At 72.3% G+C, this 16,181-nt stretch carries 12 protein-coding genes and 1 riboswitch; of the genes, 9 read left to right on the forward strand and 3 right to left on the reverse strand.

The annotated features are described in order from the left end of the window. Nucleotides 1-62: 62 nt before the first annotated feature. Nucleotides 63-2,018, reverse strand: a complete 1,956-nt coding sequence (locus SROS_RS11490; protein ID WP_012889097.1) for a PQQ-binding-like beta-propeller repeat protein — start codon at nt 2,016-2,018, stop codon at nt 63-65. A 128-nt stretch (nt 2,019-2,146) separates the two neighbouring features. Between SROS_RS11490 and SROS_RS11495 the strand changes: the two genes are divergently transcribed. The 4 genes from SROS_RS11495 (at nt 2,147) to SROS_RS11510 (ending at nt 7,165) form a co-directional block, all read left to right on the forward strand. Next, complete coding sequence (locus SROS_RS11495; protein ID WP_012889098.1) at nt 2,147-2,866, forward strand: amidohydrolase family protein; 720 nt, start codon at nt 2,147-2,149, stop codon at nt 2,864-2,866. Continuing rightward, on the forward strand, nt 2,863-3,585 hold the full coding sequence (locus SROS_RS11500) for an amidohydrolase family protein (RefSeq protein ID WP_012889099.1): 723 nt from the start codon (nt 2,863-2,865) through the stop codon (nt 3,583-3,585). The genes SROS_RS11495 and SROS_RS11500 overlap by 4 nt, the downstream gene beginning before the upstream one ends. Nucleotides 3,586-3,677: 92 nt before the next feature. Then, complete coding sequence (locus SROS_RS11505; protein ID WP_012889100.1) at nt 3,678-4,925, forward strand: DegT/DnrJ/EryC1/StrS family aminotransferase; 1,248 nt, start codon at nt 3,678-3,680, stop codon at nt 4,923-4,925. Between the two features lie 200 nt (nt 4,926-5,125). Next, entirely contained in the window at nt 5,126-7,165 is a 2,040-nt protein-coding gene (locus SROS_RS11510) for a PQQ-binding-like beta-propeller repeat protein (RefSeq protein ID WP_012889101.1), read from the forward strand. Here the strand turns inward: SROS_RS11510 and SROS_RS11515 are convergent. After that, nucleotides 7,144-9,129, reverse strand: coding sequence for a hypothetical protein (locus tag SROS_RS11515; protein WP_012889102.1), 1,986 nt, complete (start codon nt 9,127-9,129; stop codon nt 7,144-7,146). The genes SROS_RS11510 and SROS_RS11515 overlap by 22 nt on opposite strands. Nucleotides 9,130-9,253: 124 nt before the next feature. Between SROS_RS11515 and SROS_RS11520 the strand changes: the two genes are divergently transcribed. Then, complete coding sequence (locus SROS_RS11520) at nt 9,254-10,027, forward strand: enoyl-CoA hydratase (RefSeq protein WP_012889103.1); 774 nt, start codon at nt 9,254-9,256, stop codon at nt 10,025-10,027. Nucleotides 10,028-10,060: 33 nt separating this feature from the next. Here the strand turns inward: SROS_RS11520 and SROS_RS11525 are convergent, their stop codons facing one another. Further along, nucleotides 10,061-10,561, reverse strand: coding sequence for a ribonuclease FAU-1 family protein (locus SROS_RS11525; protein ID WP_012889104.1), 501 nt, complete (start codon nt 10,559-10,561; stop codon nt 10,061-10,063). 52 nt (nt 10,562-10,613) lie between these two features. Beyond that, nucleotides 10,614-10,726, forward strand: a riboswitch (SAM riboswitch). A 38-nt stretch (nt 10,727-10,764) separates the two neighbouring features. On the opposite strand from SROS_RS11525, the gene SROS_RS11530 reads away from it, so the two are divergent. From SROS_RS11530 to SROS_RS11545, 4 genes are read left to right on the forward strand one after another with little or no spacing between them, the layout of a single operon-like run. Then, nucleotides 10,765-11,706, forward strand: a complete 942-nt coding sequence (locus tag SROS_RS11530; protein ID WP_012889105.1) for a glutathione S-transferase C-terminal domain-containing protein — start codon at nt 10,765-10,767, stop codon at nt 11,704-11,706. 55 nt (nt 11,707-11,761) lie between these two features. Continuing rightward, on the forward strand, nt 11,762-13,516 hold the full coding sequence (locus SROS_RS11535) for an FAD/NAD(P)-binding protein (RefSeq protein WP_012889106.1): 1,755 nt from the start codon (nt 11,762-11,764) through the stop codon (nt 13,514-13,516). Nucleotides 13,517-13,572: 56 nt separating this feature from the next. Then, a complete protein-coding gene (locus tag SROS_RS11540) occupies nt 13,573-15,198 on the forward strand; it encodes an ABC transporter substrate-binding protein (protein ID WP_043655321.1) in 1,626 nt (541 codons plus the stop codon). Next, complete coding sequence (locus SROS_RS11545; RefSeq protein WP_012889108.1) at nt 15,195-16,166, forward strand: ABC transporter permease; 972 nt, start codon at nt 15,195-15,197, stop codon at nt 16,164-16,166. Before SROS_RS11540 ends, SROS_RS11545 begins: the two co-directional genes overlap by 4 nt. The last annotated feature ends 15 nt before the right edge of the window (nt 16,167-16,181 follow it).

Raw genomic sequence — 16,181 nt, forward strand, 5'->3', positions numbered from 1 at the left:
CCACGCCGTCGTGGCCACGGCACGCTCTGTGGCCACGACGGCGTGGAGGTCTCCGGTCCCGGTCAGCGCCGGCCGGAGATCGCGATGCGGACGAGGTTGCGGCCACGCAGGCCGTACAGCGCGCGGCCCGACGGGTCGAGGGAGAGCTTCGGCTCCCCGCCGAACCACTCGCCCGCCAGGCCGTCGGCGATCGTCGTCGTGGTGAGCCGGAGCAGGTCGACCTTGTAGACGCTGTCACCGTCGGTGCCGTAGGCCACCGCCCCGGTGACGACGAGCTCGCCTCCGCGGCCGGCGACCTTGGCGGTCCGGGTGACCCGGCGGCGCCGGAAGTCGTACTCGAACAGCACGCCGGTGTTGGTCAGGCCGTACAGGGCCAGGGGGGTCTGCCCGAGGGCGGCGACGTACCGTGCGCCGGGCACCGGTTCGAGCTCCCAGAGGAGCTTGCGTCCTCGCAGGTCGAAGGCCGCCAGGCGGGCCGTGGTGGTCACCGGGGGCAGCCCGAGGCCCTCCTGGACGTTCGTGCCGAGGTAGGCCGTGCCGCGCCGGGTGGCCACCGAGTACACGCTCTGGCGCTCGACGACCGGCCGGTAGGTGTCGAACTTCCCGGTGCGCGGGGAGTAGAGCGACAGCGCCCCGTTGATGTGGCCGGGCTCGGGCTGGGTGGGCATCACGATCAGCCCGGTCAGGGCGTCGTAGGCCAGGTCGCGCGGCCGGTCCTGCTGGTTGCCGGTGCGGGCCAGCAGCCGTGCCGAGCTCTCGCCGGCCCGGTGGGCGTAGAGCAGGCCCTGGGTGTAGACGCCGAGATACGTGGTGTCCTTGAGCGTCAGCGCCGTCTTCGGCTCGCCCGGGACGCCCAGCCGGGTACGGGTCCCCGCGGCCACGTCGTGGATGTCCGCGCCGCCCTTCCCTCCCACGTAGACGCGGCGGCCGTCGGAGTGCACGGACATCGGCTGCTCGGGGGCGGCCCGGAAGCCGCGCTGGACGAGATTGCGGTACTCCAGCGAGCCGGTCGCCGGATCGTAGACGAAGACCGCGCCGTCCTGGACGCCGTAGACGCGGCCGTCGTGGACCAGGAGCCGGTGGGTGGCGGCCTCGGGGTAGGCCACGCCGAGCGACTCGACCTCGCCGCCGGACAGCGGGCACCGGTACAGGGCGCCCGACGGCCTGCCGGCGAAGTAGACGTATCCGTCGTGGATGACCACCGAGGTCACGTACTTCTCCCCGGCCGCGGTCGCCTTGAGGATCCGGTGGTCGGCGGGGTCGGAGGTGGACAGCACGAGCACCTCGCCGGACGACGAGATGCCCGCCGCGAGGTGGGTGTCGGAGATGGCCATGCTCGCCACGAAGTCCCGGCTCGCCAGCTCCGCCGGGAGGATCTCCCGCTTCGCGCCGGTGGCGCGGTCGATCGCCACCAGATGGGCGTGCGCGCCGACGCCCGCGTAGACGGTGGTGGCGTCGGCGGCGACGCTGCGCACGTACTGCTCGCCCGGCGTCGCGACGCCCAGGTCGCGGCTCGTGCCGGTGGCCGGGTCGTACTCGACCACCCGGCCGGTCGGGGACAGCCCCATGTAGACCTTGCCGTCGGGCGAGGCCGCCATGGCCCAGATGTAGTCGTCGGAGTAGCCGGCCGCTTTGGTGACGGCGCCGGTGCGGGTGTCGAGCCGGTAGAGGTCGGAGTCGCCGCCGTGGGTGCCGACGTACACGTCGGTGCCGGTGGCGCACATCGCCCACACGCCGATGCCGGTGGGGATGTCGAAATGGGCGGTGACCGCGTCCGCGGCCAGGTCGTAGGAGCCCACCACGTTGGGGGACAGCCCCCGGGTGGCGGCGTAGAGGACGTCGCCGGCGAACTCGGCGTTCCCCAGGGCGTTGGTGACGCTCGCGGGGCCGAGATCGGTGAGCGTTCCCTCGGGCTGCCCGGTTGCTCCGTGGGCGGATGCGGCCGGGATGACCGCGGCGACGGCGCCCGTGGCGACCGAGCCCGCGGCGAGCCGGATGAATCGACGGCGGGGGATCATGCGTGCCTCCCGAGTAGTTGGTTCGCGCGAAAGCTATAACGGCCCCGGCCGTAATGTCTATGACGCGCTTCCTGATCCGGTCGCGGGACTATTGACGACCATTACTCCGTCTGGAAAGATTTCGGTCTGTGCCGAAATTGGTCGCTCTCCCGGTGGTCGACGCCCATCGCCTGGTCGGGCCCGTGCCGTTCGACGATCTGCCCGCGGATCCGCGGCCGGACATGGACCGGCTGGGCATCGAGGCCGCCTGCGTCACCCACACCCTGAGCCTGTACGCCGACCCGGCGGCCGGGAACGAGGCGCTGTTCGCCCTCGGTGACCCCCGGTTGATCCCGGTGCCCGTGGTGGTGCCGGGGGTGCCCGGAGCCGGGGCCCCGGCGGCCCTGGACGAGGTCCTCGACTGGGACGTCCGGATCGTCCGGCTCTGCCCGGAACGGCACAGGTTCGAGCTGACCGGGCCCGTCGCGCTGCGCTGGCTGGCGGCGATGGCCGCCCGCGACCTGACGGTGGCCGTCGACCTGGAGGAGACCTCGCCCGCCGGGCTGCGTACCCTGGCGGCCGAGCTCCCGGACCTGCGCGTGCTCCTGCTCAACCCGGGCTACCGGCGGCTGCGCGCCGTCGCCGAACTGATGGAGGCGATCCCGAACCTCTGGCTGGAGATCGGCACGGTCAACACCCAGCGCGGAGTCGAGTGGCTGGCCGAGCGGTACGGCGCGGACCGGCTGGTGTTCGGCACGGGCGCGCCCGTGCTCGACGACTGCGGGCCCCGCTTCCTCCTCGACCACCTGGAACTCGAGGCCGGCGAGGTCGAGCTGATCGCCTCGGGCACCCTGCGGAGGCTGATGTGATTCTCGACGCCCACGGCCACATCGGCGCCTGGCCCGACTTCCTCATCCCCGACCCTTCGGCAGGGGGGCTGGTGGCGACGATGGACCGGATCGGCATCGCCGCGATGGGAATCAGCGACCTGCTCGGCGTCGGGCCGGACGCGGTGGAGGGCAACCGGCGCGCCTTCGAGGCGGCGGCCGAGCACCCCGGCAGGTTCGGCGTCTGGCAGGTCTACAACCCCCACCACCGCACGCCGCTGACCGACCGGCCGGGCGTCTGGGGCGTCAAGCTCCACCCCGACGTGCATTACTGCCGCCTGGACGACCCGCTCTACGAGCCGGTGTTCGCCCTCGGGCTGCCGGTGCTCGCACACGGCCAGACCGACTCGCCCTGGAGCGATCCCGCGCAGTTCGCCACCGTGGCGGCGCGCCATCCGGAGGTGCCGCTGCTGATGGGGCACACCGGGCTCTGGCCGTACGGCTTCGCGCGCGCGGCCCGGCTGGTGGCCGACCACCCCGGTGTGCTGCTGGAGGTCTGCGGATCGAAGATCACCGGCCGCTGGATCTCCCGCCTGGCCGCGCTCGCCGGGGCGGAGCGGGTGGTGTACGGCTCCGACGCCTGCTTCCTGGACCTCCGCGTCGGCCTCGGCCGGGTCGCCCTGGCACCCCTCGCCGAGACCGACCGCGACCTCATCCTGGGCGGCAACCTCGCCCGCGTCCTGGGCACCCGCCTCGCCTGACGTCCCGCCCGCCTCTTGGGGACCGTTCACAGGGCATCCCTCTCGAGGACCGTTCACAGGGCATCGCGCCCACGCATAGGAGGACCGCTCGCGTGAAACTCGCCATCGACGGAGGCACCCCTGTCCGCTCGGCGCCGTGGCCGTCCTGGCCGCCACCGCTCTCCGCCGGGCAGCGCGAGCTGGTCACCGAGGTGCTGGAGAGCGGCCTGTGGGGGGCCACGCAGGGATCGCTCTGCACCGATCTGGCAGCCGCGTTCGCGGCGCGGTCCGCCGTGCCGTACGGCGTGACGGTCGGCAACGCCACCCTGGGGCTGTTCGCCGCGCTGCGCGGCCTCGGGGTGGGACCGGGGGACGAGGTGATCGTCCCGGCCTACACCTTCGTGGCCTCGGCGACCTCGGTCATCCTCGCCGGCGCGACCCCGGTGATCGTCGACGTGGACCCGGTGGACCTGCACCTGTCCCCGGCCGCCGTGGAGGCGGCGGTCACGCCGAGGACGGCCGCGATCATGCCGGTCCACCTGGCGGGCAGTCCCGCCGACATGGACGGCCTCACCGCGGTGGCCGTACGGCACGGCCTGGCGGTCGTGGAGGACTGCGCCCAGTCGCACGGAGCCCTCTACCGGGACCGTCCGGTGGGCGGCCTGGGCGACGCCGGGGTGTTCAGCTTCCAGGCGAGCAAGGCCATGACCGCGGGGGAGGGCGGCGTCATCGTCTGCCGGGACGAGGGCGTTCACGCCCGCACCTGGTCGACGTGCAACCTCGGACGGCGGCTCGGCGGCGAGTGGTACGGCCACCCCGAGGTCGGCTGGAACCTGCGGATGACCGAGATCCAGGCGGCGCTGCTGCTGCCCTGGCTGGACCGGCTGGAGGAGGAGATCGCGCGGCGCAACGCCTTCTGCGAGGCGGTGGAGCGCGGGCTCGGGCGGCTGTCCGTGCCGTGGGGGCCGGCGGCGTCCGCGGGATCGGGCGCCGGAGGGGCGGCGGTGTCCTCGTCCGCGGAGCCCGATCGCTCCCGGCCGCCGGTGACCGTGGTGCCGCAGCCCCCGGGGACCACCCTGGACTCCCGGCACCTGCTCATGCTCCGGGTGGACGCACCGGTCGACCGGGAGTTCCTGCTCGCCGCGATGGCGGCCGAGGGGGTGCCGCTGGACGGCGGCTACCCGCCACTGGGGACGATGTCCGCCCTGGTGGAGGCGGGCGCACGGGTCGAGCCCTGCCCGGCGGCGGAGGCCGCCTCGCGGACGGTGGTCTGGGTGCGCCAGTCGATGCTGATGGAGGAGGCGGCCGGAGCCTCGGACGTCGTCGAGGCCCTGGCCAAGGTGCTCGGCGCGGATCGCTGACCGGGCGGACGGGTCGCGTGCCGTAGAGGCGCGGGTCCGGGTGGACGGGCTGCGTGCCGTAGAGGCGCGGACCGCCGCTCGACGGCGGGCGGAACGCCCGCCCGGCGCCGTGGAGAAGAAAAGCGAGCGATCTATGAAATTCGGTCCGCACCGGAATTCATCTATTGACGTAGAAGACTGCTCTTTCTAGGTTTCCGGTCATGACCCTTATTCAAGGCATCCGGCGGCTCACGGCTGTCGCGCTCGCCGCGTCAGCCGTGCTCGCCGCCTCCCCACCTGCTTTGGCCTCTCCATCGGCCTCGGCCGCGCCCGCCGCGATCGAGGCGCTCGGCGTGCCGCTCCAGGACGTCCTGCTCATCGGCGGCACGGTCGCGCCGGGACCGGGCGGCGCGACCGTGCTCTGGGGCGTCTCCTCGGGCAGCCCGGCGCACCTCAACGCCGTCGATCCCGCCACCGGCGCGGAGGTCGCCAGGTACGACCTGCCCGGCGCGGGCGGAGCCTGGGCGGTCGACGCGGCCCCGGACGGGTCCGTCTACGTCGGCAGCTACGGCGACGGCCGCCTGTACCGCTGGACGGAGCAGGGTGGGATCCGCGACCTCGGCCGCCCGCTGGCGTCGGAGAACTTCATCTGGACGGTGGCCGCCGACTCGGCGTCCAGGATCTACGGCGGCACCTCGCCCGGCGGGAGGCTGTTCGGCTACGACCCGGTGAACGGCGTCCGCGACTACGGAAAGCTCTCCCCGGCGCACGCCTACGTCCGAAGCGTCGCCGTGGCGGGCGGCAAGATCTACGCAGGCACCGAGGCCCCGGCGGCGGTCTTCGAGGTGGACGCCGAGACCGGCGCGTCCACGCAGCTCCCCACGCCCCCGGGGCTCGACCCGGCGGGCAAGTGGGCCTACGACGTCAACGTCGCGGGCGGATACCTCTACGTGCGCTACAGCGACGCCTTCCCGGGCCCGGCGCACGTGTGGGACATCGCGGCCGGGGCCTGGATCGACAGGCTGGAGGCGGCCCACGGCCTGGACGTCTCCCCTCCGGACGAGGAGGGCCGTGTCTACATGGTCAAGGCGGGCGAGCTGGTCCGCTACGACCCGCGCAGCCGTACCGTCACCCCCACCGGGATGCCCTTCACCGGCCGGGTGGCCAACACCCGCGGGATCGGCTGGGCCGAGCTGGGCCTGCCCGACTACCCGGGCAGGAGCGTGGTGGGCCTGCTCTGGCGGGGCATGATGTTCCGCTACAACCCGCAGACCGGCGCGCGCTCCTTCGTCCAGACGGCGGTGCGCGGCGAGCCGATCGACGTCACCGCCCTGTCGGAGGGGCCCGACGGGCGGATGTACGCCGGCGGCTTCCTCAACGGCGGCTTCGCCGCCCTGAACGCGAAGACGGGTGAGCGGGAGGAGTTCCACACCTTCTCCCAGAGCGAGGACATGACCACGCACGACGGCAAGCTCTACGTCGGGGCCTATCCCCAGGCGCGGGTCTACTCCTACGACCCGAAGCTGCCCTGGAACAGCGCCGAGTACTCCCCGAGCCCCGAGCCGGGGCCCGCGGACAACCCGGCCCGCCTGTTCGACTTCGCGGCCGACAAGCAGATCCGTCCCAGGGCGACGGTGTCGGCCGGCCGCTACCTGGCCGTCGGCACCATGCCCGACCTCGGCCACCTCGGTGGCGTGCTGGCCCTGTGGGACCCCCGGGAGGGATCGCTCCGCACGGCGCAGCGGCACGTCGTCAAGGACCAGAGCATCGTCTCGCTGGCCTACCGCGACGGGGTGGTCTACGGCGGCACCTCGATCCACAGCGGGCAGTCGGCCACGCCGCCCACCCAGACCGAGGCCCGGCTGTTCGCCTGGTCGGTCAGGGAGAACCGCCTGCTGTGGGAGATCACCCCGGTCCCCGGCAAGCCCGCCGTCCCCGCGCTGGCCTTCGACGACCGCGGCCGGCTCTGGGGCATCGCGGGCGGCGAGGTCTTCGCGGTCAACGTGCACGCGCGCAAGGTCGTCTCCCGCGTCACCCTGTCGCCGAGTGCGAGCGCGAGCGGCCAGCTCGTGTTCAGCAAGCGGGACCGCACGCTGTACGGCGCGCACGCGGGATCCTCGCTGTTCTCGCTGGACCCGCGGAGCAGGCGGCACGCCGTACTGCGCGAAGGACCGGTGCACCACCTCGCGGTGCACCGGTCAGGGGACGTCTACTTCGCCGAGGGGCCGCAGCTGTACCGCTACGACCCGCAGATCCGGTAGGTGGAGAAGTTCTCGACGCGTGACAGGTAGAGGTGCCCGTCGGGGCCCTTGACGAGGTTGGAGATCGGGCGGGTGATGAGCGTGAACTTCATCGCCGCCCGATCGATCCGGTAGACCTTGCCCTGGACCTTGCCCCACAGGGCCCCGGCGTGGAACTCGATGTTGGTGTCCAGCCAGACCTGGGTCTGGTTCTGCCAGGCGTAGGTCTGGTGCTTGACGGTCCGCAGGGTCTGCCCGGTGGCCGGGTCCATCTCGAACAGGGCGTCGGGGGTCAGCCCCCACAACTTGCCCGCGTCGTCGAAGGTGATCGAGCCGAGCGCCAGGTCGCCGGGGACCGGCGCGGTCTGCCACTTGATCGAGTCGGTGGCGATGTCGTAGGCGAACACGTGGGCGGCGTCGCCCTGGGGCACGCCGACACCGCCGAACGCCGAGGTCGTGCCGTAGACGACGCCGTCGCGGTAGGCCAGCCCGACGATGCTGTGGCCCGGCACGATGTTCCGCTTGATCACCTTGCGGCCCGTCGCCGGGTCGTACAGCCCGAACACCCCGCCGACCGTGCCGGCCCTGGGCACGGTGCCGAACGCCAGCCAGTCACCCGCCGAGACCAGGGCGAACGGCCGGTCCTGCTCCTGGTCGCGCAGGTCGAGCAGCTGCTTGAAGGCGGTCCCGTCGAACTCGTGGATCCGCGCGCCCGGATACACCCCGAGGTACAGCTTGCCCTTGTGGGTGACGAGGCCCTCGCTCTGGCCGATGTCCGGCCACGACTGCGTCTGGCCGGTCGCGGGGTCGTAGGCGGCCAGGCCGCCGGTGAAGAAACCGCCCGCGTAGATCCGCCCGTCGGGGCCGGTGGTCATGGACCGGATGCTGACCGGCTGGCCGGTGAGCGTGCCGGCCAGCAGGCTCCCCTTGCCGGTCTTGCGGTCGTAGTTCCAGATGCGGCCGGTGGAGCCGGTGCCGACGAGGGTATGACCGACCCAGCCGAGCGTCCGCGCGGCGCCCCCGCCGAACTCGGTGAAGCCGAGCTTGACGAGCTCACCCGACTTGAGGTCGTAACGGGCGAGCTCGTCGTCCTGCCACAGGTAGAGCTGCTGCCCGTGCCGTCCGCCGCCCACGGTGAGGCTGTCGACGTCGTCCACGACGTCCTTCCAGACGCCCCGCGCGGTGTCGTAGACGCCCATGGGGTTGGTCGAGGTGGTGGTGCCGTAGCGGACCAGGAGGTAGCGGCCGGCCAGGTCGAGGTCGTAGGCGTAGCCCTTGCCCTGGATCGGCGGATCGATGATCTTCCTCGTCGTGCCGTCCGGGGCCAGCACCGCCACCTTCATGCTCCCCGCGCCGACGCCCGCGTAGACCGTGCCGTCGTCGCCGATCGCCAGGTCGCGGATGTACTGCTCGCCGGGCACCGGGGCACCCAGGTCGGTGACGGCGCCGCTGGCGGTGTCGTAGCGGAACACCTTGCCCGAGGGGGAGGTGCCGCCGTAGACGGCGGAGCCGTCGGGGGTCACGGCCACCGTCCAGACGAAGGTCTCGCCCGCGATCGGGACACCGAGGTCGGTCACCTGGTCGGTGTCCGGCCGGTAGCGGTAGAAGCGGGCCTGGGCGGGGCTCAGGGGGTAGGTCCCGACGTACACCGAATGGTCGGGGGCCACGGTCACGGCCCATGACCCCAGGGCGCCGGGGAGCGGGCGCTCGGCGATGAGCCGGCCGTCGTGGGCGTCCCTGATGCCGAGCTGCGCGGGGCCGGAGGCGCTGGAGGTCACCGAGTAGACGCGCGGCCCGTCGGGGTGATCGGCGTCGAGCGCGGTGCCGGCGGTCGTGGCGCCGGTGAGAGGCAGCGTGCCCAGGGCCTGCAGACCGCAGCCGGACGGGGGCGCCTGCCGTACGGCCTGCGCCGGAGCGGCGGAGAGGGGGACGGCGAGGGGGATGAGGAGAAAGGCGGTGACGAGCGCCGCCAGCCGAGATCGCACGGGCTACCTCCAGATGGTGCCAAATTACGGTCTTGACCGTAATTTGGCACCTCCTTCTTGGCAAGAGGCGTTGCGGAGAAGATGCAGAACATGATTCGGTATGGGGGCGGGCAAGGAGGGCGCGATGTTGGATCTGGTGCTGTCGTCGGTCGAGCAGGGTGTGCTGACGCTGACGTTCAACCGGCCGGAACGGCTCAACGCCTGGACCGACGCGATGGGGCGGCGATACTTCGACCAGCTCGCAGAGGCGGAGAAGGACCCGGAGGTCCGGGTGATCGTCGTGACCGGGGCGGGGAGGGGTTTCTGCGCCGGGGCGGACTTCCAGACCCTCAACGCCATCCAGGACGGTTCCTACGAGGGGGAGCCGGACAGGCGGCCCACCACCTTCCCTGCCACCATCGGCAAGCCGGTCATCGCGGCCGTCAACGGCGCCTGCGCCGGGCTCGGCATGGTCCACGCCCTGGTCTGCGACCTGGTCTTCACCGCGGACGAGGCCAAGTGGACGACCGCCTTCGCCCGCCGCGGCCTGATCGCCGAATACGGCCTGTCGTGGATCCTGCCCCGGCTCATCGGCCAGGCCAGGGCCATGGACCTGCTGCTGTCCGGCCGGACGTTCACCGGGGCCGAGGCCTGCGAGCTGGGCCTGGTCAACCGGTCGGTGCCCGGCGAGAACCTGCTGGAGGAGGTTCAGGCCTACGCCCGCGAGCTGGCGACGCACAGCTCGCCGGCGTCGATGGCCGTGATCAAGCGTCAGGTCTGGGGCGACTGGGACCGGACGCTGGAGGCGTCGGAGTCCGCCGCCGTGCGCCTGATGGCCGAGTCCTTCCGCCGCCCCGACTTCGCCGAGGGGGTGGCCAGCTTCGTCGAGCGCCGCGCCCCCGGGTTCCCACCCCTGTAGAGGGCCCCGCCTGACCGCCGGGGCCGGGGCGGGTCAGGTCACGTGGGACAGCCAGTGGGGGGCGCCCGCGAAGGGGGCCGCGTCGGCGGCGACGGCCTCCATGAGCCGGGCGGCCGAGGCGCGGGCGTTCGCGATGACGTCGGGAGGATAGGCGTAGCGGAGCAGGTGCTCCTCGAACTCGTCCTCGTCGTCCAGGAAGATCCGGCCGTCGCGCATGCGGATCACGTCGAGGTCGAGGTCGACCATGGTCACCTCGCCGTCGCGCCACTCGGGCACGGTCGAGATGTCGCAGTAGATCTCCGTCTTGTTCGGCGCGGCGTTGAAGCTGGCCGTCCACCAGGCGTCGCGGGGGAAGAGCATCACGAACGCGTGGGACCAGGCGACCGGGGGCTCGTGACCCCTCCTGCCGCTGCTGCCGGCCAGGCAGCCGGTCCAGACACCGTGCTCGTCCTCGCCGAGGAGCAGGGCCTGGTGATGCCAGTGCAGGGAGCCGTCGTACTTGCGGTAGACCACATTCACGATCTCGTGTGACATCCCTCGACCATAAGGGTTGACATAGATCTATGTATTTCCTACCTTCTAACTAGGTTAAGAGTGTCAGTGCAAAGCCCCGGCTAGCTGACCGGCAACCCTCGCACCGCGGCGGGGTGCCCCCGGGGGAGACCTGGCGGCACGGTGGGCGTGCCGCAAGCGCGGACCCCTTCACCGGGTCACCGAGACATGCCTGGGAGCAGCACATGTCCGAGATCACACTGAACTACGCCGGCCCCGCCGACCTCGACACCTACGGCCGCTACCGGCCGGGCGACCGGCCCGGCCCCCGCTACCCCTTCCAGGGGCGGATCGCCGACGGCACCGGCGACTTCCCGGCCGAATCCGGCCGCTACCACCTCTACGTCGCGGCGGTCTGTCCCTACGCGCAGCGCGTGGCGATCGTGCGCTCCCTCAAGGGGCTGCAGGACGTGGTCTCGCTCTCCTACGTCGACGACGAGCGCGACGGGCGCGGCTGGGCCTTCCGCGAGCGGCGCGGAGCCGACCCGGTGAACGGGTTCACCACGCTCCGCGAGGCCTACGAGGCGACCGAGCCGGGCTTCGACGGGCACGTCTCGGTGCCGGTGCTGTGGGACAGGACGACCGGGCGGATCGTCAGCAACAACTTCCCCGACATCACGATCGACCTCGGCACCCGGTTCGGCGGCGACCCGGACGCCGACCTCTACCCCGAGGAGCTCCGGCCGGAGATCGACGCGCTCAACGCCAGGATCTACGAGTACGCCAACACGGCGGCGGGCCGCGTCGCGTCGGCCACCACCGAGGCGGACTACCACGAGGCCCGGCAGGCGGTGATCTCCTTCCTGGAGGAGCTCGACGCCCGGCTCGCCGACCGCAGGTTCCTGTTCGGCTCGGGGATCACCGAGGCCGACGTGAGGCTCTGGCCGACGCTGCTCCGCTTCGACGTGAACGACAATCCGGCCGCCAGGATCAGCGAGCGCCCGCTGACCTCCTTCCCGAACCTGTGGGCCTACGCCAGGGACCTCTACCAGCATCCCGCCTTCCGTGAGAACACCGACTTCGCCGTGCTCACCGCTCCGGCCGCCGCCGAGACCGACCCCTGGCGGATCCCGGTCCAGCCGCTCCACGCCGACTGGGACGAGTCACACCGCAGAGCCGCCGTATGAGACAGCCAGTCGATCGGCGCGGGACCACCCCCGCGCCGCCGGGCGAGGAGATCGCATGAGTGCCTCCATCGCCGTCGTCGGCGCCGGGCCGACCGGCACCTGCCTGGTGGAGCGGATCTGCGCCAACGCGGCCGACCTGCTCCCCTGGCCGTCGCTGGACATCCACGTGATCGACCCCTACCCGCCGGGCGGCGGGCGGGTCTGGCGCAGGGAGCAGTCCGGACTGCTCTGGATGAACTCCACCGCCGCCGACGTGACGCTGTTCACCGACGAGTCGGTCCAGTGCCAGGGCCCCATCCGCCCCGGCCCCTCGCTGGCCGAGTGGCTCGGCTGCGACCCCGGCCGGTTCGCCTCCCGGCCGGTTCAGAGCGCCTACCTGTCCGACGTCTTCTGGCGCGCGGTGAACACCGCTCCGCGCGGCGTCCGGGTGCACGTCCACGCCACCCGCGCGCTGGACCTGGCCGACGTCCCCGGCGGGCAGGCGGTGACGCTGGGGGACGGCCGGACGATCGAGGTCGACACGGTGATCCTGGCGCAGGGACACGGCGACGTGACCCCGACGGGGCAGGAGCAGGCCCTGGCGGACGTGGCCGCCGGCAGCGGCCTGCGCTACCTGCCCACCGGCTACGCCGCCGACCTCGACCTGGACCAGGTGCCCGGCGGCGAGCCGGTGATCGTGCGGGGCATGGGGCTGGCCTTCGTCGACCTGATGGTGCTGCTCACCTCGGGCCGGGGCGGCCGGTTCGTCCGCGAGTACGACGGGGAGCTCGTCTACCTGCCCAGCGGCCGGGAGCCGCTGCTCCAGGTGGGGTCGCGCCGCGGCGTGCCGTACCACTCGAAGACCGGATACCCGTTCCGGGGCGCCCGCCCGCCGGTGCCGCGCTTCCTCACCGCGCAGGCGCTGGGCGAGGGGCCGTGGAACTTCCGCAGGGACGTGTGGCCGCTGGTCGCCAAGGAGCTGGGCTTCGCCTACTACCACGAGCTGATCACCGCCCACCCGAAGCGCGCCCGGATGAGCTGGGAGGAGTTCGAGGAGGCGTACGCGGCCGAGGAGTGGCGCGACGCCGGGATGCGGGCGCTGATCCGCAAGGCCGTACCCCGGCATCTGGACCGGCTGGACTTCGACCGGCTGGACCGGCCGCTGGAGCGGATGCGGTTCGGCGACCCGGCGGGACTGCGCAGGTGGATGCTCGGCTACCTGGGAGCGGACCTGGAGCGCCGCTCCGACCCCGCGCACAGTGCCGACCACGCCATGATCCTCGGGCTGCTGTCCGTCTACGGCGTCCTCGCCGAGCTGGGCCTGTCCGACCCGTGGTTCAACGGGTTCTTCAGCTACATCGCCAGCGGCCCGCCCGGCCCCCGGCTGGAGGAGCTGCGGGCGCTCGCCAAGGCGGGTGTGGTCACCTTCCTCGGCGCGGATCTGAAGGTGGAGCACCGCGACCGGCAGTGGTGGGCGCAGAGCCCCACCGTCCCCGGCGGGGTGGCGGCCAGGACCCTGATCGAGGCCCGGCTGCCCGCGCCCAGCGTGAGCCGGGCCACCGACCCGCTGATCTCCGCGCTCCGCGACCGGGGCGAGATCGACGAGGAGTCCGGCCTGCTGAAGGTACGGCCGGCCGACCGCCGCCTGCTGGACCGGTCGGACACCCCCCACTCCCGCAGATTCGCCTTCGGCCCCTGGGTCGTCGGCGGCCGGGCCACCGGCGGATTCGCCCGGCCCGGACTCAACGCCCCGCTCTTCCGGCACGCCGACGCGCTGGCCCGGATCGTGCTGTCCGAGGCCACCGCCACCCAGATCAGGCACGTCGCCTGATGGCGCGCAAGTCACTCAGATCGTTCGAGTCGTTCAAGTTGTTCAAGGAGAAGCACGTGAAGCTGCGATGGGGCGCCCTGACACTGGCCGGAGTGCTGGCGCTCACGGCGTGCGGAGCCGAGACGGAGGCCCCCGCAGCCGCGGCCGGCGATGGCGGCGGCGGGTCGCTGGTGTGGGCGGTGGAGACGCAGCCCATCACGTTCAACCCGCAACTGTGGGGCCAGAACAAGGCCCGGCTGCTGGTGCACAACCAGTTCGACGCGTTGATCGCCCGGGGGAGGAACGGCGAGTTCCTGCCGTGGCTGGCCACGTCCTGGGAGGTCTCCGAGGACGGCCTGACCTACACCTTCCGGCTCCGCGACGACGTCACCTTCCACGACGGCGAGAAGTTCGACGCCGCGTCGGTGAAGGCCAACCTCGACCAGTTCGTCGTGCCGGGCTACAACCCGGCGGTGGCCGCCATCCAGCTCCGCAACTTCGGCAAGGCCGAGGTGGCGGACACGCACACCCTCAAGATCACGCTGAAGGCGCCGGACGGCCTGTTCCTGGACTTCCTGTCCTCCCCCTACGCCGGCCAGGTCTCCCCGAAGTCGCTGAAGAACGCCAAGGACCTCAAGGCCGGCGGGACCGACCTCGTCGGCACCGGGCCGTTCATCCTCGACCGGTTCACCCCGGGCCAGGAGGTCCACTACAAGCGCAACCCGGCCTACAACTGGCCGCCCGCGGGCTCGGCCCACCAAGGCCCGGCGCACCTGTCGGAGGTGACCTACCGCTTCCTGCCCGAGGCGGCGGTCCGGGTCGGCGCGCTCACCTCGGGCCAGGTCCAGGTGATCGAGGGCGTGCCCGCCACGGAGATCGGCCTGATCAAGGGCGACCCCCAGCTGAAGCTGGAGACCAACCTCAACTCCGGCAGCGCGTTCTCCTACTACTTCAACCAGTCGCACGCGCCGTTCGACGACAAGCGGGTGCGCGAGGCCTTCCGGGACGCCGTCGACGTGGACGCGGTCCTCAACTCGGTCTACCAGGGCACGGCGAAGCGGGCCTGGAGCATCATCGGCCAGGGCAGCCCGCAGTTCTACGACGCCTCGCTGGAGAAGACCTTCGGCAACAACCCGCAGCGGGCCAACAAGCTGCTCGACGACGCGGGCTGGGACAAGCGCGACAGCGAGGGTTTCCGGGTCAAGGACGGCAAGCGGCTGATCGTGCGGGCCGTGAACTCCGCCCCGTTCGTCCGGGACCGCCGCGACGTCCTCGCCCAGGCGATCCAGGCGGCGGTCAAGCAGAGCGCCGGCATCGACTTCCAGGTCAAGCTGGTCGACCAGGGCACCGCGCAGAAGGCCTACGACGACAACCAGTTCGACGTCTTCGAGAACTCGCGCGGCGACACCGACGCCGGAGCCGCGCTCAACCTGATCCTGCCGAAGGGGGCCGCGATCAACCGCACCCACTTCGAGAGCGCCGAGCTGGACAAGCTGCTCGCCGAGGCGTCGGCCAGCTCCGACGTCGCCGAGCGCAAGGAGCTCTACGCCAAGGTGCAGAAGCTCGTCGCCGACGAGGCCCTGCTGCTCCCGCTCTACGTGCCCGCCGACCAGATCGCCCACAGCGCCGACGTCACCGGGATCACCTTCGAGCCGGTCTCCGGCACCCCCAACAGTGCTTATGACATCCGGACAGGGACATGAGCACCCTCACACTCACCCGGCGGCGGGGGCTGGCCGCCGCCGGGTGGCTCGGCCCGGTGGCCCGGCGGCTCGGAGCCGGCGTCGCCGTGCTCTGGGCCGCCGCCACCGCGGCCTACGTCGCGCTGCTGCTCGTGCCGGGCGACACCGTCGACGTCCTCATCGGCGACGGTCTCGACACCCCCGAGCGGCGGGCGCAGATCATCGCCGAATGGGGGCTGGACCGCTCGGCCCTGCAGCAGTACGGCGACTACCTGACCCGGCTGCTCCACGGCGATCTCGGCCACTCCTACATCCTGCAGCGCGGCGTCGGCGAGATCCTGTCCTCCCAGATCGGCCCGACCGTACGGCTCGCGCTCACCGCGGCGGCCTTCGGAGTGGCGCTGGCACTGGTGCTGGCGCTGGTCACCGCGGGCCGCAGGTCCTGGCTCAGCGGCCTGGCCGGTCTGTCGGAGCTGGTGGCGGTCTCGGTGCCGCCGTTCATGCTCGGGATCCTGCTGCTCGTCGTCTTCTCCTTCACCCTCGGCTGGTTCCCGGTCTCCGGCGACCGGGGCTTCGTCTCGCTGGTGCTGCCCGCCGTCGCGCTGGGGCTGCAGATCGCCGGGGTGCTCGGCCAGGTGCTGCGCGAAGGCCTGGAGCGGGCGCTGGAGGAGCCGTTCGCGGTGACCGCGCGCTCGCGCGGCATCACCGAGTGGCGCCTCGTCACCCGGCACGCCCTGCGGCACGCCCTGCTCCCGGCCGTCACCCTCACCGGCTGGTTCACCGGCGTCCTGCTCGGCGGCGCGATCGTCGTCGAGGCCGTGTTCGGCCGCCCCGGGCTGGGCCAGGTCACCGTCTCGGCGGTGACCGGCAAGGACATGCCCGTGGTGATGGCGGTCGTCCTGCTGTCGGCCCTGATCTACGTGACGGTCAGCACGGTCGTCGACCTCGCCTACCTCGCGATCGACCCCCGCCTGAGGAGAAGCCGATGAGAAGGGTCACCGAGG

The sequence above is a fragment of the Streptosporangium roseum DSM 43021 genome (assembly GCF_000024865.1).
Taxonomy (GTDB): Bacteria; Actinomycetota; Actinomycetes; order Streptosporangiales; family Streptosporangiaceae; genus Streptosporangium; species Streptosporangium roseum.

What these genes read in the sequence shown, in the direction of transcription:
- SROS_RS11490 (WP_012889097.1), bottom strand. Translation starts at nt 2,018, where the DNA reads ATGATCCCCCGCCGTCGATTCATCCGGCTCGCCGCGGGCTCGGTCGCC.
- SROS_RS11510 (WP_012889101.1), top strand. Translation starts at nt 5,126, where the DNA reads ATGACCCTTATTCAAGGCATCCGGCGGCTCACGGCTGTCGCGCTCGCC.
- SROS_RS11520 (WP_012889103.1), top strand. Translation starts at nt 9,254, where the DNA reads ATGTTGGATCTGGTGCTGTCGTCGGTCGAGCAGGGTGTGCTGACGCTG.
- SROS_RS11525 (WP_012889104.1), bottom strand. Translation starts at nt 10,561, where the DNA reads ATGTCACACGAGATCGTGAATGTGGTCTACCGCAAGTACGACGGCTCC.
- SROS_RS11530 (WP_012889105.1), top strand. Translation starts at nt 10,765, where the DNA reads ATGTCCGAGATCACACTGAACTACGCCGGCCCCGCCGACCTCGACACC.
- SROS_RS11535 (WP_012889106.1), top strand. Translation starts at nt 11,762, where the DNA reads ATGAGTGCCTCCATCGCCGTCGTCGGCGCCGGGCCGACCGGCACCTGC.
- SROS_RS11545 (WP_012889108.1), top strand. Translation starts at nt 15,195, where the DNA reads ATGAGCACCCTCACACTCACCCGGCGGCGGGGGCTGGCCGCCGCCGGG.